Raw genomic sequence first — 18,539 nt, 5'->3', positions numbered from 1 at the left:
CCCGCCCCCTCCCTGGTCACACGAACATGAGCCCGTTGTCGTCCTCGTACGCCGACCTGCGCGCCGGCGGCAGCTTCACCGTCAGCACCGCCCAGGTGCCGAGGGTCACCGCCAGCAGCGGCGCCACCGCCGGGTCCGTGTAGTCCCACGCCGTGCCACCCGACAGCGCGCGAGTCGACGCGGCAGCCAGCGCCACGTTCAGGGGCGCCTCGTCGAGGTGGAACAGCCGCTTCTGGTCGACCACCGCGTCGAGGAACAGCCCGTACGCGATGGCCACGTCCGCCGCCCACGGCACCACAAGGTCACCGCGGCGGGGACGTTCCCGGTCCTCAGCTTCCGTGATGCCCAACTCCGCCAGGTCGGTGAACAGGGTGCCCGTTGGCCCCTTGTCCTGGGCGACGATGAACAGCGGGTTGTGCCGCCGCTTCAACTCCGCCAGCCGCGCCGGCGCCCACTTCGTGCCGGGCCGGTGGTCGACAATCGACGCCAGCAGCGACCCGTCCTGGCGGGCGCCCACAGCGGCGATCGTCGTGTGCATCCGGTTCGAACTCACCTGCGCCACGAACACCACGTCGCGGGGACGCACCACCGCACCCGGGTCGCCTGCGTGCTGGTCCGTCTGGTCACGCCACACCTCGTCGGAGATGACCCCCGACTTGCCCTTGATCTGCCGCGGCCAGATACCCAGCCGCTCCCGCGCGAAGCCCTCCGCCGACAGCGCCTGCCGCTCCCGGCTGATGAACTCCTCCGAGATGCGGATCCCGTACGCCGGGTTGGTAGCCGCCCACAAGTCCGGGTCGTCGAGGTCAACCGAGTCGAGCTGCTCCAGGTCGTAACCCTGCAACCCCCAGTCGAACCACGCCAGGCCAGGAGCACCCGCGTTGGCCCGCTCCCGCAGCGCGTACAACTGGTCACCCGAAGCGCCATCCAACGGCGGCGACGACGTGTACCAGATTTGCGGGTTCGGCCGCGACGCCAGCGTCGGCAGCAGCGCGTCCATCTGCTCGGCGGTCACCGCGTACGCCTCGTCGAGGATGATGAGGTCCCCGGTGAAGCCGCGGCCCGAGCCCTTCGTCCGGGCCACGAACCGCAGCCGGCAGCCGTTGGTCAGTTCGATGCCCTCGCTGCCCGCGGCGTAGGACACCTTCTTCACCCGGCGCCGCAGGTCGTCGTTGCCGTCGAACAGGGCCACCATCCGCCGGAACGCCTCGAACGCGGTCTTCGTCTCGTGCGCGCTCCACAGGATCAGCCGCTCGTCGAACAGCGTCAGCCCGGCCAAGGTGCGGATCTCCAGCACCGAGCCCTTGCCGTTCTGCCGGCCGACCAGCAGACCCACCTCGAACGCCGCCCACTTCCCGTCGGGGCGTTCGCCGAGGGCGTCGATGATGACGTTGTTCTGCCACTCGTCGCCGACCAGACCCGCCTGCCGGGCCAGCTCGATCGCCTCGTGGCCGGCGCTGTCGGAGTAGGCGGGGACGTTACTCGCCTGCGGCCTTGCGGCGCCGCGCCGCGCGCTTCTTCGCGAGCTGGTCGACACCCGACACCCCCTCCGGCAGCGGCAGGCTGTCCAGCTCGCGGATCGTCTCGCGCAGTTCCTTCGCCACCGAGGCGACCTCGCGGCCCTCAGCCACCGTCAACTCGCCAGCGAGGCGGTCACGGATGGCCTCAAGGGCGGCCCTGCGGTCGCCGGAGGCCACGACCGCGCTCAGGTCGACCACGACGCCCCCTCACCTCGCCAAACGGCCGTTGATCTTCGTCTCAGACCCAGCGAAAAAAAACGGGAGCGAGGGACGTGGGGTCTCCCAGGAGGCGGGCCGGAGCGATTTTGACCGCCCCTCCCCCTTGACCTGCCCCGATGTGTGTGCTCACCACCGAATGGCAGGCTTGAACATCGAGGCCAGTGACTTGATGCCGCGCTCTTGGTTGCAGTGACGTCGGCAGGTGGGGCAGGGGTTGCCGCTGCCGTGGGCTGGGCGCATGCCGTGCGGGTCGACTGGTTGCTGACTGTCGAGCGCGACTGGCACGAGGTGGTCAGCGGTGCGTGCGCCCTCGTGTCCGCACAGGTGGCAGGTCGTACCGAACAGGGCGAACATCTGGGCCCTGGCCCTGCGGTAGGGGCGACCTACGCGGTGTCTGCTGCGGGCCACGGTTGCGTCCTTCCGCGAGGATGGGCCGCGTGAGTAACTGGCGCATCAGCTTCGGGGTAGGCCCGCTGCGGTACATCCGTCAGCTCGGGCGCCGGCAGCAGGGCAAGCCGAAGCAGAAGAAGTCGGCGCTCGGTGCTGTCGTCACGCTGCTGGTGGTGGGCGTCGCGGTGTACCTGTGCTGCTGGGGTGGTGTGGCGTTCCTGTCCCGTGACCTCTAGCTCGGCCAGTGCATGGCGCACAGCACGGTGCCGCCGACCACGATGACCGTGACGCACAGGGCGAGCAGCAGGTACGGGACGCGCACCGTGCCACCCCCGCGCATGACAGAGCCCCGCCGTCCTGGGGAGGAAGTGGCGGGGCTCCGAAGACACTGGTCCTAGCCCGCATCTTCGTACGTAGGCTGCCTACAGTCAAGCTGGCGCGCTGGTCAGGCTGCCTGCCGGTTGTTGGCGTGGGCTTGGATGTACTCGCCGAGGTGGAAGATAGAGCCGTCGTCGGCGGCCCACGTGTTCTGGCATCCGCGGCAGTGGGCGATCTGGGCGCGGAGGTTGACGCGCAGCTTCCCGACTGCCTGGCAGGCGGGGCAGGGGACGTGGGGCTCGAAGGGTGGGGCGACCCAGCGGCTTGCTACGGCTGCCCAGTGGGTCCACCGTCGCATCTCGCTGGCGAGGGCGGTGAGGGCGTCGTCGTCGAGGGTGGGGGCCTTGCCGACGAGCGCCCGGATGTTGGCTTCGACGGTGTCTCGCTGGTCGATTTTGAGGGACCAGCACCAGTGGGCGGCGTAGGCGGTGATGGCCATGTGGGTGCTGAGAGCTTCCAGGGCGAGCGGGGGGCGGCTACCCGGTACCGACCTGGGGCCGGGGTCGTTTCGGGCGTCTGCGGGCTCTACAGCGGCTTCGTGGAGTTGGGCGAGTAGTCCGGGTTGGGTGGTGCGCCATTCGCGGTACTTGCGGTTGCGGTTGGTGTCCCAGTAGGGGATCCGCTCCACGTGGTGCCGTGGGTCGCAGAGTTGTTCGGCGAGTGTGGTGATGGTGGTGAGTGTGGCGTTGCGGTCCACGGCTATCGGTCCCCCCTGGCTGTAGGCTTGCCGGTGATCAGCGCGGCGCCTTGGCGGGGGTGCGGCTGTGGTGGGCCTCCGGGTGGCGAATCCTCGGAGGCCCACCGTCGTCTACGGGGCCAGTTCCCGCGCGAAGTAGCGGTCGATGGCCGAGCCCCAGTCGCGCGTCGCCTGCTTCGGGGCCACGAGGCTGTGCGGCTGCAGGCACTGGCATCCGTCCACGGGACTCCACGACGGGCAGATGCTGAGGGTGCTGGCCCGGTGCCCGCAGGGCAGGTTGTAGGTGTCTCCGTCGCAGCCGCATTTGGCCGGGTCGTGCCAGGCGGTCACGCCCTGGGCGCACAGGTCGCAGACGAGGTACGGGTTGGCGAACGTGATGCTGACGTGGGTTCGGGTGTGGGCCATGGCTGTTGGTCCTTCCTGGTTGGGCCGCTCAGCGCGGCGCGGTGGTGGTCCGGGCCCTCGCCGCGGCCAGCACACCCATCAGCGCGTACGCGGGGTGCTGGTCGGGGCTCAGGTGGGAGCGGTCGTAGCCCTCGGTGGTGGTGGGGTTGGCGTGGCCGACGGCGTACTGCACGACCCGCAGGTCTTTGCCGGCGGCGAGGTTCAACGTGACGAAGGTGGCGCGCAGGACGTGCGGCCCGAACCGACGGATCGTCGACTCGGGAAAGCCGGCGGTCTTGCCGAGGCGTTGGAGGACGCCGCGCAGGTTGCGGGCGTCGACCCGGCGGCCGGTGTCGGTGACGATGAGCGGCCGACGCGGTCGAGCCCCGGCGTACATGGCGGGCAGGTTGGTCGCGTCCTTGCGGGTGGCGAGGTAGGCGGTGATCCGCTGATACGTGGTGGGCAGCAGCAGCGCGGAGCGGCGGCGGCGGCCTTTGCCCATGACGTGGAGCATGTGGTGCCCCTGGTCTTCGCCGAGGTCTTCGATGTCGGCGCCGAGGAGTTCGGCGACGCGTAGGCCTGTGGTGGCGAGGGTGTGCACGATGGCGGCGGTGCGGGGCCCGTCTGCGTCGGCGACGTCGAGGAGCGCGGCGAGCTGCTCGGCGGAGAGGGCGGGGGTGGGTCGGGGGTTGGCTTTGGGGCGGCCGGTCTTGAACTTGGCGGGGTTCTTGCGGAACGGCACGTCCTGCTCGTCGAGCCACTCGTAGAAGCTGCGCACCGCGCTGAGCCGGTTGGCGCGGGTGCCGTCGGCGAGGCCTTGGTCGCGCATGGTGGTGGCCCAGAGTTGGCCGTGGGCGGGTACGGCGTTGAGCGGGTCGAGGTTGTTGGCGGCGCACCAGTGGAGCCAGGCGACGATGCCGTAGCGGTAGGTCTTGGCGGTGCGTTCGGTGAGGGTGTGGAGGTAGGCGGTGACGTGCCGGGCGAGATGGTCACCCGGCACGGTCCGCACGACGAGGTCAGTCACGCCGCACCTCCGAACAGGTCGCCCTGCGGGACCAGCGGCTTGATGACCAGCCCGAGGTGAGCGCAGCGTCCAAGGTCGGCGTTCCATGCGATGAGGGCGCTCGGGTGGCTCGCGGCGATCTGCCGCCCGTTGGCGCGTGGCAGGCCGAACTTGACCCGGCCGCGGATGAGCAGCGCGGTGGTGGAGTGCTCCAGCGCCTTCTGGAAGGTGCGGGTGTCGGTGTGGGCGGGGATGAGCAGGACGACCTGGCGGCCGAATGCGGCGGCCTCGATGCACCGGTTGACCCACCGTGTGCGGGCTTCGCCGTAGGGCGGGTTGCACCAGATGGTGTCGGCGTCCCACGGCTCGGCGGCGCCGTCGGTGGGCGGGGTATAGAAGCGGACCGCGTCGACCGGGTTGTCGGGGGTGGTGCACGGGTCGAGCTCGATGGTGCCGCCGAGCATGTCCCGGATCGGGTCGAGGATGTATGCCGGAGTGAGGGCGGTCTGCTCGGGGTGGTCCTCGGCGCGGCGGCGGAGGTCGTTGTCGAACCGGTGGGCGGCGCTGCGGGTCATCACCCCTCCTTCCTTGTTGATCTCATCCGTAAATGGGAGCTATCGGGTACTCACGCCGGAGGCGTCGTCCGGCAGTGCGGCAACCGCGACGATCCCGTTGTGGACCGCCTCCATGACGTTCTGCCAACAGGTGAGGAAGGTCAGGTCCCGGTGGCCGGCGTCCTGGTAGTCCTGCGGGGCGAGCTTCCACACCTCGCGGCCGATCGCGGCCCAGACTTCCTCCCACGTGAGTTCGTCGGCCGGCTGCTCAGCGGCGACGATTTCCTCAGCCACCTCGCGCATGACGTCCTCGGGGATGGGCTCGCGGTTGATGCGTGGCATCTCGGTGTCTCCTTGCTGGTTGGTGGTCACGACCCAGCCCCGGCGGTGTAGGGCTGCACGGTGTCCTCCTGGGTGGTGTGCGGGGTGTGGTGGTTACCCGGCAGGGGCACGACGGCGGTCACGCGGCACCGACCATGTCGAGCAGGTCGGTCGGCTGCCGCCACGTCCCGGCGTCCAGGGCGGCGATGATCTGCTCACCGATCAGCCGGGTGTACGCCGGCGGGATCGCCTCCGAGAGCCCGTTGCCGGTCATCCAGTCGATGCCCATCGCTTCCGGGCCGACGTAGGTGCCGACGTCGCCGGTGATGGACACGTGCCAGCCCTGCGCCCACAGTTCCCGGCGCCGCTTGGTGGCGGTGCGGATGACGTGCTTCGGGTGGGCGGGCGCGACGAGGGTCAGGCCGGGCGACGGCTCGAAGCGGCGGTGCCGGTAGGTGCGCAGTCCGAACATGCCGCCGCACAGGACGATGGACCGGTTCCGGTCGAGGGGGGCGGCCATCACGTTCTCGATGACCCACGGCATGTCGTAGCCGGCCATCAGCTCCCGACCCGGGCCAACGAGGTCGGGGTGCTCGCTGGCGGCCTTCGTGGTGGGCAGCGCGTTGAGGGGCGAGTACGCCTGGCACGGCCACGACGCGTGGATGGCGTCGAAGGTGCCGACGAACGTCCGGTCGCGGAGCACCTCGAGGGCGTCGGCCTGGATGAACTCGTACGGGTAGCGGGGCTGCGGGTCGACGTCAACTCCGACGACCTCGAAGCCGGCTTGCGCGTAGCCGCGGGCGGCGCCGCCTTGGCAGCAGCAGAGGTCGAGGATGCGGTAGGTCACGACGCCACCTCCTCGGGTAGGGCGATGTCCTCGGTGCCCTCGGGTGTGGCCGCGGTCGGCTGGTAGCGGGCCACCACCGGCCGGGCCAGGTACGGGTCAATGGCCGCGACGGCGCGGTCGTATCGCGCGGCGAGTTCAGACGAAGACACGGCGGCGATCTCGTCGAGGAGGAACGGCTCGCACGGCTGCGTCCGCGCCCGCGGCACCTTCGGCCCGAGCAGCCGCGTGTAGACCACGCCCCGGCCTCGGGATCCGTTGGCGGCGAGCAGCGGGATGGCGCCGACCCAGCCGGCGACCTCGTACACCCGGTTCCACTCGGCGGGGGCGAGCTTCCCGTCGGCCTTGCACTGGATGAACAGGAGCTGGCCGGGCTTCATGGCGACGAGGTCGATTTTCGTGCCGCCCTTGCTGCCGGCGGCGCGGATGACTTCGTAGCCGTTGTCTTTGCAGTCGTCGCGGGTTTTCCACTCGAATCGGCGCCCGGTGTCGTACTCGGTCATGCCGTCACCTCGCCAGCGGCGTCGTACCACTCGTCGGCGGACATCTCGCCGTTGCGGACCGCGTTCGGCAGGTGGCCGAGGTGCCAGATGTTGTCGTCGATCGGGCAGCGGTAGGGGCGCATCTGCTCTTCGGGGTACTGCTTCTCCATCCGCTTGGCGTCGCGGCGGGTGTAGAAGCCGTACTTGCGGCAGTCGCGGCAGTAGGTCTTGCCCTTGGGGGGCCTGGCGGGCTTGCGGTAGGTCACGGCTTCTTCTCCTGGCGGTTGAGTAGCGGGCTGGTGGTGTGGGCTCGGTTGAGGCGGGCGGCGGCTTCGCGGCGGCGGGCGGCGAGGTCGGGATCGGCCTGTTGCGCTGCGAGCGCCTCGAGGTATTTGGCGGCGAGAGGACCGATGCGCTCGGGCTCGCCGGGGATGGTGCGGATGGTCGGTGGCCTATCCCCCGTGACGGCACCGGACTGTCGTTGCTGGTCAGAGCACGAAATGCATCGAAGATCCGGGGGTTCCGGGTGATACGGGGGTTGGTTTAGCCCCTCGGCCTCGTGTGCGGGAAAATCTCCCCTGCACGAATACGGACACAAGGCGTCATACGGAGCGCCAGAGGTGTGAGGAATTTCGTTGCGCGCGTCCCGTGAAGCTGAAAACGGCGTTCTATCACCCGGATCACCCGTGACATCAATGGATTTATGCCCTTGAGCAGGTACTTTGGAAGTGGATCTCCCGGGGGGTAGGCAAGACGTGTCCGTTCCATCCCCCGTGAGCGACGGGGGGTAGGTCGCAGATCCCGGGGGATAGGTTCGGCCCATCCCCCGTGAACCCCGCCGCGGCGTCACTGCGCACCGTCCGGGACGTCCTGGCCCATTGGGGTGACCGAGTACGACCAGACCTTCGTCTCGCTGTCGTAGAAGCCGTTCAGCCGGAACCCGCCGCGGTAGCGGCCACGCTCGGAGGCGAGCATCTTCCCCAGCCCCACCGCCGACGGCACCTGGCCGTCCTTGCGGCGCACCAGGAAGGTGCCCTTCCAGTCCTTGGCCTCGAAACCCTGCATCGCGGACTCGTGCAGGTGCTTGGCGGTGAGCCGGAGGTCGCCGTACAGCTCGTGCCAGCGGGCGTAGAACGCTCCGTACTGGGCTTCTTCCTCGTCCACCTCGTGGAGGCTGTCGCGGTTGGTCATGAACCCGGGTTCGCCGAACCAGTCGAGGAACCCGGCGGTCGCGGACGCCCAGGGGGTGAAGGTGCGCATCGGGGTTTCGAGGCGTCGGGCGCCGGCGACGATCCAGCCGCGGACCAGCACCAGCAGGTGGTAGAGGACGGTGGCTCGGTTCACCGGATCGCCGAGCCACTCCTCGAGGTCGCCGAGCACGAACCGCGACGGTGGGCGCATCGCAGGGTTGGGCATCTGCGCGTCGAGCCGGATCAGCACCGTCCTCGAGGCGATGTCGCCGCCGATGGACAGGCTGTTGCCGGTGACGAACCAGACGCGGTCGTTGGGCACGCGCACGGTGGTGGACACGCCGAGGATCCGGTCGGACCAGACGGTGGCGGTGAGCAGCGCGGCCAGGGTGGGCTGGTCGACGGTCTCGGCCTTGCCGACGTTGTCGAGGCAGACGACGGCGCCGCCCTTGTCGACGAGGATGGAGGTGATGACCTTCCGCAGTTCGACGTCGTCGCCGACCCAGGGCCGGGTGTAGCCGGAGTAGACCTTGGTCATGATGGTGGTGAGCAGGCTCTTGCCGGTGGCCGGCGAGGTCGCGTCGACCGCGGCCAGGGGCACCGGGACGCCGCCGAGGTACGGCCGCAGCAGGGGGGCGACGAGCATCCCGATGTAGTTGGCCCTCGAGGCGCCGACCCACGGGAAGTCGGCGAGCAGCTCGTCGGTGACGAAGGTGCGGGCAGCGGCGAGTTCCTCGTCGGTGGGGCGGTCGGGCACGACGGGCAGGGGCAGCTTCGGCGCGTAGATGAGTCCGGTGGCGGGGTCGTAGCCAGCCGTCTGCACCAGGCTGCCGTCGCCGGGCCGGAACACGGGGGTGGTGACGATGCCGTTGAGTGGCGCCAACTTCGGCCAGCTCGCCGAGGACAGGGCCGCGGCGGCGACGTGTCCCTTTGGCGTGGTCTCGGTCTCGACCATCTCGACGTCGCCGTCGGCGAGCTTCTCCCGCGTCATCTCGTAGGTGAACGTGTGGTCGGCGAGCAGCCGAGCGAGTCGGGTCTGGTCGACGATCGTGATGATCTGGGTGGGGTCGTCGTCGGTGGCGATGGCGCCTGATGGGGTCTCGACGACCACCACCGCGCCGGCCCGGACGTAGGTGTCGGGGATCGCTCCATCGTCGATCGCGGTGGCGATGGCGCGGATGGACGCCGGGTCGGTGTCGAGCAGCACCCGAGGTATGTCCCGGGCGGCGCGCTGGTCGGCCTCGGCCTTGATCTCGGCGCGCCGGTGTTCCGCCTTCCTGGCGCGCTCGGCTTTCTCGGCCTGCTTGGCGAGGTGCCGTTCGTGGGTCTCGCGGGCGCGGCGTGCGGTGTCGCTTTCCGGCTTGCCGACGACCGTGAGGTGGTGGCGTTCGATGGTCACGCGGCGCTCCGGAGCTGGTTGCGGGTGGGGCGGCCGGTCTCCCAGTCGACAGGCCCGCCAGGGTGGATGCGGTAGGGGCGGCCGTCGCGCGCGGCCCGGGCGCGGCCGGCGGCTTCCATCTCGGCCAGGCGCTGCGCGACACGCATCTCGCGGGTCGCGCGCGGTTCGGCCATCTCCGTCCAGGTGCCGTGGAGGTCGTTGATGTCGGCGTCGTACCGGCCGCGGACGTAGGCGGCGTAGAGCAGGGCGTGGACCTCAGCCGCTGTGTATGTCGTCTTCATCAGGTCCCCCCTGGTGGTTGCGGTGGTCTGGGGTGGTGCCGGACTGTCGGGGCCCTGCACCGACGGATGCCGGTGCGGGACTCCGGCGGGCCGGATCAGAACGGCGGTTCCTCGTCGAAGGAGCCGGATGGGGCGGGCACCGCTGCGCCCCAGGGGTCGTCGCCACGGGTGGGGGCCTGCCCGCTGCTTGAGCGCTGCATCTTCTGGACCTTGGCGGTGGCGTACCGCAGGCTCGGTCCGACCTCTTCGACGTCCAGCTCGAAGACGGTCCGGCGCTCGCCGTCCTTCTCGTACGACCGCTGCTTCAGCCGCCCCTGGACGACGACGCGAGCGCCGCGGCCGAGAGACTCGGCGACGTTCTCGGCCATCTGCCGGAAGGCGGTGCAGGACAGGAACAGCGGCTCGCCGTCCTTCCACTCACCGCTCTCGCGGTCCTTGACCCGCGGAGTGGAGGCGACGCGGAACTTGGCGAGCGCGACGCCGGAGGGCAGGAACTTCAGCTCAGGGTCATCGGTCAGGTTCCCGATGACCGTGATGTTGGTGTCCGTCATGACTGGCCTTTCTGGTTGCGCGGGTGGCATGGGCATTCGCAGCCGGAGGCGGTGCACCTCGAGTGCCGCCGGCCGTAGCAGGACGGTCCGAGCAGCAGCCGCCGGGAGGCGGTGACGAGCTGGCGGACCTCGGTTCGGGTGAGTCGGTCGGACCTCGGGGGCCGGACCGTTTCCCGGTAGCCGCAGTGCAGGCAGTGGTGCTGGCTCTTGTTGGTGGCCCCGTCGGCGGGCTCGACGGTCAGCGCCTTGGCGCAGCGGGGGCAGCGCTGGTCGGACCGCTGCTCGTCGACCGGGCCGATCATTCGGCCTTCACTCCCCCCGTGCGGGCGAGCTGGTCCCTGCGGTTGCGCAGCGCGGTGATCACCGTCTGTGCTTGCTTCTTGGTCAGCTCGGCGGAGCTGCTCACCTCGGGGACGCCGAGGATGGTGGCGGTGGCCTTGAGGCGCTTGTCTCGGTTGGCATCGCCGTCGTAGCCGAGTTCCCGCCACAGGGCGTGCATGGTCCGGTGCTGGGTCCGGTCGACCTTCTCGGCCGGCTGCGCCTCGGGTTCCGGCGCTACCTGGTCCTCAGGCGCGGGGCCGGGCTCGGGTTCGGGCAGGACCGGCGCGTCGTCGGCGGGCAGCGCTGTCGTCGCGGGCCCGTCCGGCTGCGGCGGGTGCACCAGCGAGCCGATGACCACGCGCTGCGTGCCGCCGCCGTTATAGAGCGACAGGCCGAACTGGTCGCCGAGGTTGACGGCGCACCGCTTGAGCCCTTGCGATAGCGCGGTCTTCATCGCTTGGTCATGGGCGTCGCCGAGGCTCGGCTGGTTCTGGGCGTCGCCGGCGGCGCCGTCCTCGAGGACGGTGAGTACCGTGCCGTCCGGAGCCTTGATGACCAGTCGGATCTCGGCCCGGTAGACGACGGTCCAGACGGTCTTGTTGTTGGTGCCGCCGTTGCTGTACTTGATGCTGCCGGGCGGGGACTCGATTTCCTTGACGAGGTCCAACGCCTTGGTCTCGATGTCGAAACCACCGAATCCGAAGACACGGATCAGGTGCCGGCGAATGTCCCACGCCTCGAGGTGGCTGTTGCCCCGGAGCTGCCGCACCCGGGCGTCCTTGATCTCATCGATCAGGAACCCGTACTGGCCTGCCGTCAGCTTGCTGGTCACGCCTTCCCTCCTTCGATGACTCGCAGTTGCTGTCCGCCGGGTTGGCAGCCGGGGTGGACGTCGAAGGCGTCGGGGGTGCCGTCGTTGCCGACGGTGGCGGCGGGGTGGACGGGCCAGCGGCAGCCGGCGGCGCAGGGTTTGCCGCCGGTGATGGCGGCTTGGGTGGCTGCGGTGACGTCGGCCCAGGTGGTGGTCTTCACGCCGCCACCTCGAGCGCGGCGATGGCGGGGTGCCGGCGCAGCGCCCGCGTGGCCCGGTGCTGCATCGTCTTGGCCGCGTGCAGGTTCAGCCCCACCTCGGCGGCGGTGTCCGTCGGGGACAGCTCGGCGCCGAACCGGCGGACGATGACCGCCCGCTGGCCGGGCGTCAGGTCGGCGATGGCCTCGTCGAGCGCCGCGGCCAGCTCGGCGTGGGCGACGACGTTGATGGGGTCGTTGCGCCGGTCGAGGTCGACTTCCCGCCACGTCTCTTCGTCGGTGGTGTCGGTGGCCCAACTGCGCTGGTAGTGGCAGGACTTGTAGTAGTCGATGACGATGTTGCGGACGATGGAGCCGACCCAGGCGGGGAAGCCTTGGCCCCTCCAGGTGAAGGTGGGGAGGTTCTTCCAGGCACGGAGGAACGCCTCACTGGCGATGTCCTCGGCGAGGTAGTGGTCGCCGGTGCGGGCGTAGGCGATGCCTTCCATCTCGCGCCGGTAGGTGGCCCACAGTTGGGCGAAGGCGTCGCGGTCACCGGCCTGGGCGGCGGCGACGAGTTCCTGCGGGGTCATTCCGCCACCGCCTGAGTACGGGCCGGGCACTTGCAGACGGAGATCCCACGCGCGCCCTGGCGGACGCGCGGGTGGCCGCAGTCGGGGCACACGTACAGCGCCGTCGGGGCCTTGCGGTAGAAGCCGCCACCCCAGGGGACGCCCTGGCGGATGGATCCGCCCTCCGGTTCGCAGGTGTCGGCGAGGGGGCAGCGCTTGCGGCAGAGCCACATGGCGGCGGCGTTGCCGTCGTCGCCGACGTCCCACCACTGGGGCGGGTTGACGACGCAGGGCCGGGGGTCGTGGTGGGGGGCGACGAGGGCGCCGGGCCGCCGGCCGGGCCGGGCGAGGGTCGTGGTGTTCACTGCTCTCCCCCTTCGTTGACGGTGTTCACGGCGGGTGTGTCGAGTTCGGCGGCGGTGGGGAGGGCGCGGAGTTCGGCGTGCCACTGCTCGATTTCGTCGGGCTGCTGGTCGGCGCCGGGGTGGGTGTCGCCGCGGAGGATGCTGGTGAGGCGGTCGAGGATGGCGAGGCTCATCGGGCCACCTCCGCCTTCGGCAGGGCGTCCACGGCGGCGGCGAGCGCGTTCAGCAGGTCCGAGAGCGCCAGCACGGTGCCGCCCCCGACGCGGACTGCCTCGCGTTCGGCCCGCCACGCCTTGGCGGCCTCGACGACGGGCCGCAGTCGGGCGTTCTCGTTGGCGTAGGCGTCGTGGCCCTTGCGGAGGGACTGGTTGTCGGCTTCGGCCCCGGCGAGCTTCCGCTGGACGTCGATGAGGGCGGCTGCGACGCGGGTGTTGTCGTCGGCGTACTCGTCGCGGTCCTTGCGGGCCTTGGCCAGCTCGGCGGTCAGCTCGTCGACCTTGGCGAGCAGGGCGTCGACGTCCTCCACGTGGAACGGGTCAGCCGAGAACTCGGCGCGCTGGCGGATGGCGTCGATGTCGATGGTGGTCACGGGGCCACCACCTCACGGGCGGCAGCTTCGCGCTCCTGGTCGTCCGCCAGCCGCAGCAGGAACAGCGCGTACTGCCGGATCTGGTCCCGCGTGACGGCCTTCTGGAGCCCGGCGTTGCGCAGCGGCCAGTCGGAGATACTGAGGTTCACGTACAGGGACGCGTCGTCGAGGTCGACGCCGAAGCTGAGGTTGCAGCCGAAGTCGAGGTTCCAGCGAACGGCCGGGTTGTCCACGCCGTCCGGGTCGGGCCCGTCGAACTCGGGCTCGCGGTAGACCGGTCGGCGGATGGCGTTGATGTCGGTGGTGGTCACCGGGCCACCTCCCCGCGGGCGATGCGGCTCAGGCGGGCGATGGTCTCCAACGCCTGGCCCAGCTCCCGGATCTCGTCGGGGGTGAGGTTGGCCAGGTGGTTGGCGGTCAGCTTGAAGTCGAGGCTGAGCGCGGCGAGGACGTCGCTGTAGTGGTTCTTCATGTCAGTTGCTCCCGATCAGGAGAAGGGCGGCGGTGAGGGCGATGACCGCCCAGGACAGGACGACGAGGGCGGCCAGCAGGGCGAGCCGGCGGCGGCGGGACGGCTTGGCGGGCTCCGGTGTCCAGCCGATGTACGCGGCGAACAGCTCCGGTGACACCGTGGGGCAGTCCGGCTCGTGTTCCTCGCCGGGCCACACGAGGCAGTCGGGGCAGGGCTTGTGCTCCTGGATGGGCAGGGCGGGCCGGGTGGTGCGGCTCGTCGGGGTCGCCGCGTGGGTGGCGTACCAGGCGGCCAGCTCGTCGAGGTCGTCGTTGCGAACCGGGGGGCAGCACTCGCCGTCGGGGGCGGGGCAGCCGTGGAGGCAGGACCCGCAGGAGCGGTCGTTGCAGTGCTCGCCGGTGTCGTCGGAGGCGCAGATGGCGGGGTCGCAGATGCAGCAGGCGGGGATCATGCGGTCCTCCGGAAGCGGAAGCGGAAGCGGGGCAGGTGCAGGCCGGCCCAGAGCTGCCGGCGGTGCCAGGCGATGGCCTTGGCCTTGAGCTGCGGGCAGGTGACGGCCGTCTGGGTGGCGCGCATCTGGTGGCGGTAGGCCCGCCAGCGGAGGTGCCATTTGCCGCCGTAGAAGCAGAGCGCCGACCAGGCGGTGAGGGCGAGGGCGATGAGGAGTTCCATCACGCACCTGCCCCATTCGCGATTTCCAGCAGCACGTCGGCGTGGCAGGGCTGGTCGAGCGGGCACCAGCAGGCGAGGTTCTTGCCGCGCAGGTACGTGCGGATCTCGGCGGCCTTGATCGGGCCGCACCAGTTCAGCCACGAGCGGTGGGCATCGACGAGCCACTGATGCGGGTTGGGGTGGTCGAGCGGCGCGTTCCGCAACCGGTAGGCGTTTCCCCACCGGCTGGGTCGGCCGACGTAGACGGTGTTCTCGGGCATCCGCCAGCCCTTGGTGCGCTGGCGCTGGATCCGCTTCGGCATCACGCGGCCCTCCCCTGCTGGCCGAACCAGATGGGCTGGTTGAGGGCGGCCTCCCACTCGGCGGTGAACGCTGCGCAGTCGCACTGCTCGCCGGCGAGGACGCCGCAGCCGCACGCCTTCTCGACGACGCGGGGGCCGGGGCGCTGGTCGCTGGTGCCGGGGCCGGTCTCAACCCCGCCGGCGGTGGGTGCGGGGGTCGCGCCGGGCCGGTTCAGGTGGTCGAGGAACGTCTCCAGCTCGATCGCGGCGGTCACAGCGCACCTGCCAGGTGCGCGCGGCGGACGGCCTGCCGGTACTCGAACTCCCGGTCGATGAGCCGGCGGGCCTCTGCGGCGTAGTGGCCGGTCTCGACGGCGTGCTCGGCGGCGAGCTTGGTGAGCTGCTCGTCGGACAGGAACGGCAGGTCGGCGGCGAGGTGGTCGAGGACGACGGCCTCGGCGGCGGCGGGGCTCACCGGTCCGCCCCGATCTCGCTCAGGTCGAGATCCGGCACGAACGCCTTCACCATGTCGGTGAGGTCGCGCACCCCCGCCTCGTAGGCGGCGGAGAACTCGGCCGGGAGGATCTCGAGGGCAACGAGCAGGTTGACCGCCTCGCGGACGGTCGTGGCCGGGTAGTCAGCCGACATGCCGCGGAAGTGGGGGGTGTCGCTGGTCTTGCGCCACACCTCGAAGCCGGCCTCGTTGGGGCGAACGGCGATGGTGGCGCCGTCTTCGTAGCGGGCGTTCTTGTAGCCGCGCCATCCGGCCTCGGTCCAGCCGTTCTCGTGGGCCCAGGCGGACACGGCGGCGAGGAGCTGGCGGTCGGTGGCGGTGCTGGCGGTGGTGTTCACGGGTACTGTGTCCCTTCGGTTGGCGGCGTCCCTGGGTCTTGGCGGATCGGGGGCGCCGCTGTTGTTGTCCGGGGCCCGGTCGGGCGCCGGGTGGTTCAGCGGTGCTGGCGCAGCTCGGCGAGGGCGTCGGCGAGGCGCTGCCGGTCGTGGTCGCGCCGTTCCTGCTCCGTCGCGGGCCGCAGCAGCATCTGCGTGGGCTCGGTCCGCGCGGCCGGCACGACCGCGGCGGTGAGCAGCAGTGCGAACAGCAAGGTGGGCGCGGCGGCGGCGGTGGCGGTCGCCACGAGGCGGCGGGTCGTGGTGTTCATGCCGCGTCGACCGCGGCGTGCTGGTCGATGAACTTGGCGATGTCGTCGCGGTGGACGAGCCGGCGGCGGCCGAGCTTGCGGCTTTGCAGCTCGCCGCTGGCGATGTACCGGGCCACCTGCCGCTCCGTGATTCCGCCGAGCAGGACGGCAACCTCGGGGATGGGGTAGAGCAGGCGGGACGGCACCGCGGCGTCCCCGCTCTCGGGGATCTGAGGGTTATCGTTCCCGAACATGGGGACAGACTACAACTGACTGCGATCCCCGAACAGGGGGATGGGTCATCTTTTTGGGCAACGTTCGGACACGAGAGACTGTCGTATCGTGTGACCCATGCCCGCCAGTTCAGCCATTGTCATCGACGAGCAGTCTCGTCCTACGCACCGTCGCCGAGTTCGGGAATCTGCCCGATCTCGGGCGGCCAGTCCCGAACTCGGGGCCTATCTTTCCCTCATGGCTTCCGTCGAGGCGCGTCGTGCTGCGTTCGGCCGGTTCGTGGCCAAAGCGCTCGAGGACGCCAAAGACCGGCGCATGAGCATCAAGGAGATCGAACGCCGGACAGGCGTCGGCTCCACCACCTTCTACCGCTGGCGCGACGGCGACTGGTCGAAAGACCCGCGGCCCAGCCAAGTCGACGCCTTCTGTGAAGGGCTCGACATCCCCAAGCGGGCCGCGTACCGGGCCCTCGGATGGGGCGCCGACGGCAAGCCCAGCGCCGAGCCGGTGGAGACGTTCCACCCGGAGCTGCGGGCCGTGCAGCGTGAGCTGATGGACCCGAACGTGTCTCAGTCGAAGAAGGAGTTCATCCTCGCCACGCTGCGGCACCTAACCGGATCGAACGGGAGCCGTCGGGCGTCGGGCCAGGACTGACTGTGCCGCGTCTGCCCTACCCCACCATCAAGCTCGGCGACGACGGTTGGTGGCACGCCTACGTCACCGTCGGCAGCAAACCGAACGGCCGCGCCGATCAGCGTCACGTCCGCCGCAAGACGAAGGACGAGGCGGTCGCCCGGGTCGACGAGCTGCTCGCGCAGCGGCGCACCGGTGCGGTCACCAAGGCCGGCCGGGCGCCGACCGTCCAGGCGTGGATGGAGGTGTACCTCGCCGACGTCGCGCCGCGGCGCTGCAACCCGGCGACGCTGTACGACTACCGGTCGAAGTGCCGCAACTGGATCTACCCGCACCTAGGGAAGACCAGGTTGGACAAGCTGAAGCCGGAGCAGCTCGACGCGATGTACCTGGCGATGGAGCGACAGGGCAAGGCGTCGTCGCACGCGTTGAAGGTGCACCGCATCATGACCCGCGCCCTCGAGGTGGCTCTGCGGCGCGGCATGGTGGCCCGGAACGTGGCGAAGCTGATCGACGCGCCGTCGGGGAGGTCGCCGAAGATGGCGTTCCTCACCGCCGAGCAGGCCGCGAAGGTGCTCGCCGCGGCGGCCGGACAGCGGAACTCTGCGCGCTGGTCTGTGGCTTTGGCGCTCGGGCTGCGGCAGGGTGAGGCGCTCGGGCTGCGGTGGTCGCACGTCGACCTTGAGGCCGGCTACATGGAGATCCCGAAGCAGTTGCGTCGGCGGATCTACGAGCACGGCTGCGGCGGCACCTGCGGGCGCAAGCGGGGAGCGGACTGCCCGCAACGGTCGGAGGGCGGGCTCCAGCTCGTCGACCCGAAGGGCAAGTCGGAGCGGACGTTGCCGATCCCGGCGCCGCTGGTGGCGAAGCTGCGGGTCCACAAGGTGCGGCAGGACGAGGAGCGGTCCGCCGCGGCGGAGTGGTGGCACGACGGCGACTTCGTGTTCGCGCAGAACGACGGACGGCCACTCGACCCGCGGCAGGACTACCAGGCATGGCGGGATCTGCTGAAGGAGGCCGGTGTGCCGCGGGTGCGGTTGCATGACGCGCGGCACACGGCGGCGACGCTGATGGTGGCGCAGGAAGTGAAGCTGGAAGTGGTCCAAGCGGTGCTGGGGCACACGGACATCCGCACGACGCAGGGGTACGCGAAGGTCGTCAACGAGCTGACGAAGGAAGCTACGGACCGTATGGGCCGGCTGCTGCTCGGCGAGGGGTAGACCGCCCCCAATTCCCCCGCGCTGTAGACACCTCTACTGCCGTGATGTAGAGTGGTCTACAGGCGAGCCGAGGAGGAACCCAAAATGGCCGAGCCCACCACCAGCACCATCATCCGCGCCGACCAGATCGAGCCCGGAATGACCGTCGCCGCCGTGTGGCCCGACGGCCAGCGTGGCCGTGCCCGCACCGTCACCGCCGTCGAGATCCTGCCCCACACCGGCCGGATCAAGATGGTGACCACCAGCCGCCGGCAGCCGAGCCCCTACGCGCCGGGCGATCTGTTCGAGCTGACCGAGACCGCCTGAGCCGAGAGGAACCCACCATGAGCACCGCACACCAGCAGATCAGCGAGCGCGGCCCCCGCTGGGCAGTCTCCGGAAGCGTTCGGCAGGGCGAGATCCGCGCCGAGTACGCCGACACCGCCGAGCGCGCGGAACAGATCCGCAAGGACTTCGAGGAGAACTGGGGCTACTACCAGGTCAGGGTTCACCCACCGGTCGGGTCGGTTGACCTCGCCAAGCTGGGTCGGGAACGCGCCGAGGCCAAGCGGGTGTTCGACGAGAAGACCGCGATCCTGCGCGCAGGGGTACTGCGCGCCCTTGAGGAGGGTCGCGCCGAGGCCGAGGTGGCCCGCACCGCCGGCGTGGACCGGATGACGGTCCGCAAGTGGGCCGGGAAGGGCTGACTCCACAGGGTTACCGGCTAGCCGAGCCCCGCGAGGGCTAGTACACCTCTCCGTACACTGTTGATCTCAGAGGGCACGAGAAAGGGCCCCTGGCTCCCGGGATGTTTCCCGAGGCCAGGGGCCCTTTCCGTTAC

35 protein-coding genes are annotated in these 18,539 nt (G+C 70.4%); 5 read left to right on the top strand and 30 right to left on the bottom strand.

Annotated features, from left to right (window positions below; all coding sequences use genetic code 11):
* Positions 1-16: 16 nt before the first annotated feature.
* Both ACSNOA_RS00190 and ACSNOA_RS00185 read right to left on the bottom strand, forming a co-directional pair.
* Positions 17-1,537: a hypothetical protein gene (locus ACSNOA_RS00190; protein WP_436654977.1), complete on the bottom strand. Its 1,521-nt coding sequence runs from the start codon at positions 1,535-1,537 to the stop codon at positions 17-19.
* Complete coding sequence (locus ACSNOA_RS00185; RefSeq protein ID WP_436654975.1) at positions 1,479-1,718, bottom strand: hypothetical protein; 240 nt, start codon at positions 1,716-1,718, stop codon at positions 1,479-1,481. The genes ACSNOA_RS00190 and ACSNOA_RS00185 overlap by 59 nt, the downstream gene beginning before the upstream one ends.
* Before the next feature lie 458 nt (positions 1,719-2,176).
* Here ACSNOA_RS00185 and ACSNOA_RS00180 point away from each other — a divergent pair, with 458 nt between their 5' ends.
* The gene (locus ACSNOA_RS00180; protein ID WP_436654973.1) at positions 2,177-2,365 is read left to right on the top strand and encodes a hypothetical protein; all 189 of its coding nucleotides are present in this window, start codon (positions 2,177-2,179) and stop codon (positions 2,363-2,365) included.
* Between the two features lie 209 nt (positions 2,366-2,574).
* Here the strand turns inward: ACSNOA_RS00180 and ACSNOA_RS00175 are convergent, their stop codons facing one another.
* The 28 genes from ACSNOA_RS00175 to ACSNOA_RS00040 form a co-directional block, all read right to left on the bottom strand.
* Entirely contained in the window at positions 2,575-3,204 is a 630-nt protein-coding gene (locus ACSNOA_RS00175) for a DUF7341 domain-containing protein (RefSeq protein WP_436654971.1), read from the bottom strand.
* A gap of 111 nt (positions 3,205-3,315) precedes the next feature.
* A complete protein-coding gene (locus tag ACSNOA_RS00170) occupies positions 3,316-3,609 on the bottom strand; it encodes a hypothetical protein (protein ID WP_436654969.1) in 294 nt (97 codons plus the stop codon).
* A 28-nt stretch (positions 3,610-3,637) separates the two neighbouring features.
* On the bottom strand, positions 3,638-4,612 hold the full coding sequence (locus tag ACSNOA_RS00165; protein ID WP_436654967.1) for a tyrosine-type recombinase/integrase: 975 nt from the start codon (positions 4,610-4,612) through the stop codon (positions 3,638-3,640).
* Positions 4,609-5,166 carry a DNA N-6-adenine-methyltransferase gene (locus ACSNOA_RS00160; protein WP_436654965.1) on the bottom strand — a complete coding sequence of 186 codons (558 nt, stop codon included), beginning with the start codon at positions 5,164-5,166 and terminating at the stop codon, positions 4,609-4,611. The genes ACSNOA_RS00165 and ACSNOA_RS00160 overlap by 4 nt, the downstream gene beginning before the upstream one ends.
* A gap of 39 nt (positions 5,167-5,205) precedes the next feature.
* Positions 5,206-5,517 (bottom strand): hypothetical protein, encoded by a 312-nt coding sequence (locus tag ACSNOA_RS00155; protein WP_436654963.1) that lies wholly within the window; start codon positions 5,515-5,517, stop codon positions 5,206-5,208.
* An 88-nt stretch (positions 5,518-5,605) separates the two neighbouring features.
* The gene (locus ACSNOA_RS00150; RefSeq protein ID WP_436654961.1) at positions 5,606-6,313 is read right to left on the bottom strand and encodes a DNA cytosine methyltransferase; all 708 of its coding nucleotides are present in this window, start codon (positions 6,311-6,313) and stop codon (positions 5,606-5,608) included.
* On the bottom strand, positions 6,310-6,813 hold the full coding sequence (locus ACSNOA_RS00145) for a hypothetical protein (RefSeq protein ID WP_436654959.1): 504 nt from the start codon (positions 6,811-6,813) through the stop codon (positions 6,310-6,312). Before ACSNOA_RS00145 ends, ACSNOA_RS00150 begins: the two co-directional genes overlap by 4 nt.
* Positions 6,810-7,058, bottom strand: a complete 249-nt coding sequence (locus tag ACSNOA_RS00140) for a hypothetical protein (RefSeq protein ID WP_436654957.1) — start codon at positions 7,056-7,058, stop codon at positions 6,810-6,812. The genes ACSNOA_RS00145 and ACSNOA_RS00140 overlap by 4 nt, the downstream gene beginning before the upstream one ends.
* 580 nt (positions 7,059-7,638) lie before the next feature.
* The gene (locus tag ACSNOA_RS00135; protein WP_436654955.1) at positions 7,639-9,381 is read right to left on the bottom strand and encodes a hypothetical protein; all 1,743 of its coding nucleotides are present in this window, start codon (positions 9,379-9,381) and stop codon (positions 7,639-7,641) included.
* A complete protein-coding gene (locus tag ACSNOA_RS00130) occupies positions 9,378-9,662 on the bottom strand; it encodes a hypothetical protein (RefSeq protein ID WP_436654953.1) in 285 nt (94 codons plus the stop codon). Before ACSNOA_RS00130 ends, ACSNOA_RS00135 begins: the two co-directional genes overlap by 4 nt.
* 95 nt (positions 9,663-9,757) lie before the next feature.
* The gene (locus tag ACSNOA_RS00125) at positions 9,758-10,213 is read right to left on the bottom strand and encodes a single-stranded DNA-binding protein (protein WP_436654951.1); all 456 of its coding nucleotides are present in this window, start codon (positions 10,211-10,213) and stop codon (positions 9,758-9,760) included.
* The gene (locus ACSNOA_RS00120; protein ID WP_436654949.1) at positions 10,210-10,515 is read right to left on the bottom strand and encodes a hypothetical protein; all 306 of its coding nucleotides are present in this window, start codon (positions 10,513-10,515) and stop codon (positions 10,210-10,212) included. The genes ACSNOA_RS00125 and ACSNOA_RS00120 overlap by 4 nt, the downstream gene beginning before the upstream one ends.
* Positions 10,512-11,366: a Rad52/Rad22 family DNA repair protein gene (locus ACSNOA_RS00115; protein WP_436654947.1), complete on the bottom strand. Its 855-nt coding sequence runs from the start codon at positions 11,364-11,366 to the stop codon at positions 10,512-10,514. Before ACSNOA_RS00115 ends, ACSNOA_RS00120 begins: the two co-directional genes overlap by 4 nt.
* The gene (locus ACSNOA_RS00110) at positions 11,363-11,566 is read right to left on the bottom strand and encodes a hypothetical protein (protein ID WP_436654945.1); all 204 of its coding nucleotides are present in this window, start codon (positions 11,564-11,566) and stop codon (positions 11,363-11,365) included. The genes ACSNOA_RS00115 and ACSNOA_RS00110 overlap by 4 nt, the downstream gene beginning before the upstream one ends.
* Positions 11,563-12,135: an RNA polymerase sigma factor gene (locus ACSNOA_RS00105; RefSeq protein ID WP_436654943.1), complete on the bottom strand. Its 573-nt coding sequence runs from the start codon at positions 12,133-12,135 to the stop codon at positions 11,563-11,565. Before ACSNOA_RS00105 ends, ACSNOA_RS00110 begins: the two co-directional genes overlap by 4 nt.
* Positions 12,132-12,479: a hypothetical protein gene (locus tag ACSNOA_RS00100; protein WP_436654941.1), complete on the bottom strand. Its 348-nt coding sequence runs from the start codon at positions 12,477-12,479 to the stop codon at positions 12,132-12,134. Before ACSNOA_RS00100 ends, ACSNOA_RS00105 begins: the two co-directional genes overlap by 4 nt.
* Positions 12,476-12,652, bottom strand: a complete 177-nt coding sequence (locus tag ACSNOA_RS00095) for a hypothetical protein (protein ID WP_436654939.1) — start codon at positions 12,650-12,652, stop codon at positions 12,476-12,478. Before ACSNOA_RS00095 ends, ACSNOA_RS00100 begins: the two co-directional genes overlap by 4 nt.
* Positions 12,649-13,068 (bottom strand): hypothetical protein, encoded by a 420-nt coding sequence (locus ACSNOA_RS00090; protein ID WP_436654937.1) that lies wholly within the window; start codon positions 13,066-13,068, stop codon positions 12,649-12,651. Before ACSNOA_RS00090 ends, ACSNOA_RS00095 begins: the two co-directional genes overlap by 4 nt.
* Complete coding sequence (locus tag ACSNOA_RS00085) at positions 13,065-13,379, bottom strand: hypothetical protein (RefSeq protein ID WP_436654935.1); 315 nt, start codon at positions 13,377-13,379, stop codon at positions 13,065-13,067. Before ACSNOA_RS00085 ends, ACSNOA_RS00090 begins: the two co-directional genes overlap by 4 nt.
* On the bottom strand, positions 13,376-13,540 hold the full coding sequence (locus ACSNOA_RS00080; RefSeq protein ID WP_436654933.1) for a hypothetical protein: 165 nt from the start codon (positions 13,538-13,540) through the stop codon (positions 13,376-13,378). Before ACSNOA_RS00080 ends, ACSNOA_RS00085 begins: the two co-directional genes overlap by 4 nt.
* A gap of 1 nt (position 13,541) precedes the next feature.
* Positions 13,542-13,991: a hypothetical protein gene (locus tag ACSNOA_RS00075; RefSeq protein WP_436654931.1), complete on the bottom strand. Its 450-nt coding sequence runs from the start codon at positions 13,989-13,991 to the stop codon at positions 13,542-13,544.
* On the bottom strand, positions 13,988-14,212 hold the full coding sequence (locus ACSNOA_RS00070; RefSeq protein ID WP_436654929.1) for a hypothetical protein: 225 nt from the start codon (positions 14,210-14,212) through the stop codon (positions 13,988-13,990). The genes ACSNOA_RS00075 and ACSNOA_RS00070 overlap by 4 nt, the downstream gene beginning before the upstream one ends.
* Positions 14,212-14,517 (bottom strand): DUF4326 domain-containing protein, encoded by a 306-nt coding sequence (locus tag ACSNOA_RS00065; RefSeq protein ID WP_436654927.1) that lies wholly within the window; start codon positions 14,515-14,517, stop codon positions 14,212-14,214. Before ACSNOA_RS00065 ends, ACSNOA_RS00070 begins: the two co-directional genes overlap by 1 nt.
* Positions 14,514-14,768 carry a hypothetical protein gene (locus tag ACSNOA_RS00060; RefSeq protein WP_436654925.1) on the bottom strand — a complete coding sequence of 85 codons (255 nt, stop codon included), beginning with the start codon at positions 14,766-14,768 and terminating at the stop codon, positions 14,514-14,516. The genes ACSNOA_RS00065 and ACSNOA_RS00060 overlap by 4 nt, the downstream gene beginning before the upstream one ends.
* A complete protein-coding gene (locus tag ACSNOA_RS00055) occupies positions 14,765-14,968 on the bottom strand; it encodes a hypothetical protein (protein ID WP_436654923.1) in 204 nt (67 codons plus the stop codon). The genes ACSNOA_RS00060 and ACSNOA_RS00055 overlap by 4 nt, the downstream gene beginning before the upstream one ends.
* A complete protein-coding gene (locus ACSNOA_RS00050) occupies positions 14,965-15,345 on the bottom strand; it encodes a hypothetical protein (protein WP_436654921.1) in 381 nt (126 codons plus the stop codon). Before ACSNOA_RS00050 ends, ACSNOA_RS00055 begins: the two co-directional genes overlap by 4 nt.
* Before the next feature lie 95 nt (positions 15,346-15,440).
* Complete coding sequence (locus ACSNOA_RS00045) at positions 15,441-15,653, bottom strand: hypothetical protein (protein ID WP_436654919.1); 213 nt, start codon at positions 15,651-15,653, stop codon at positions 15,441-15,443.
* Positions 15,650-15,886, bottom strand: a complete 237-nt coding sequence (locus ACSNOA_RS00040; protein WP_436654917.1) for a helix-turn-helix domain-containing protein — start codon at positions 15,884-15,886, stop codon at positions 15,650-15,652. Before ACSNOA_RS00040 ends, ACSNOA_RS00045 begins: the two co-directional genes overlap by 4 nt.
* 217 nt (positions 15,887-16,103) lie before the next feature.
* Here ACSNOA_RS00040 and ACSNOA_RS00035 point away from each other — a divergent pair, with 217 nt between their 5' ends.
* The 4 genes from ACSNOA_RS00035 to ACSNOA_RS00020 all read left to right on the top strand — a co-directional run bounded on the left by ACSNOA_RS00035 (position 16,104) and on the right by ACSNOA_RS00020 (position 18,405).
* A complete protein-coding gene (locus ACSNOA_RS00035; RefSeq protein WP_436654915.1) occupies positions 16,104-16,520 on the top strand; it encodes a helix-turn-helix domain-containing protein in 417 nt (138 codons plus the stop codon).
* 2 nt (positions 16,521-16,522) lie between these two features.
* Positions 16,523-17,719, top strand: a complete 1,197-nt coding sequence (locus ACSNOA_RS00030) for a tyrosine-type recombinase/integrase (protein ID WP_436654913.1) — start codon at positions 16,523-16,525, stop codon at positions 17,717-17,719.
* An 84-nt stretch (positions 17,720-17,803) separates the two neighbouring features.
* Positions 17,804-18,025, top strand: a complete 222-nt coding sequence (locus ACSNOA_RS00025) for a hypothetical protein (protein WP_436654911.1) — start codon at positions 17,804-17,806, stop codon at positions 18,023-18,025.
* A 17-nt stretch (positions 18,026-18,042) separates the two neighbouring features.
* Positions 18,043-18,405 carry a hypothetical protein gene (locus tag ACSNOA_RS00020; RefSeq protein WP_436654909.1) on the top strand — a complete coding sequence of 121 codons (363 nt, stop codon included), beginning with the start codon at positions 18,043-18,045 and terminating at the stop codon, positions 18,403-18,405.
* The last annotated feature ends 134 nt before the right edge of the window (positions 18,406-18,539 follow it).

This window comes from Micromonospora sp. URMC 103 (assembly GCF_051386435.1).
Lineage (GTDB): Bacteria > Actinomycetota > Actinomycetes > Mycobacteriales > Micromonosporaceae > Micromonospora.
This window is presented reverse-complemented; position numbering and strand designations above follow the sequence as displayed.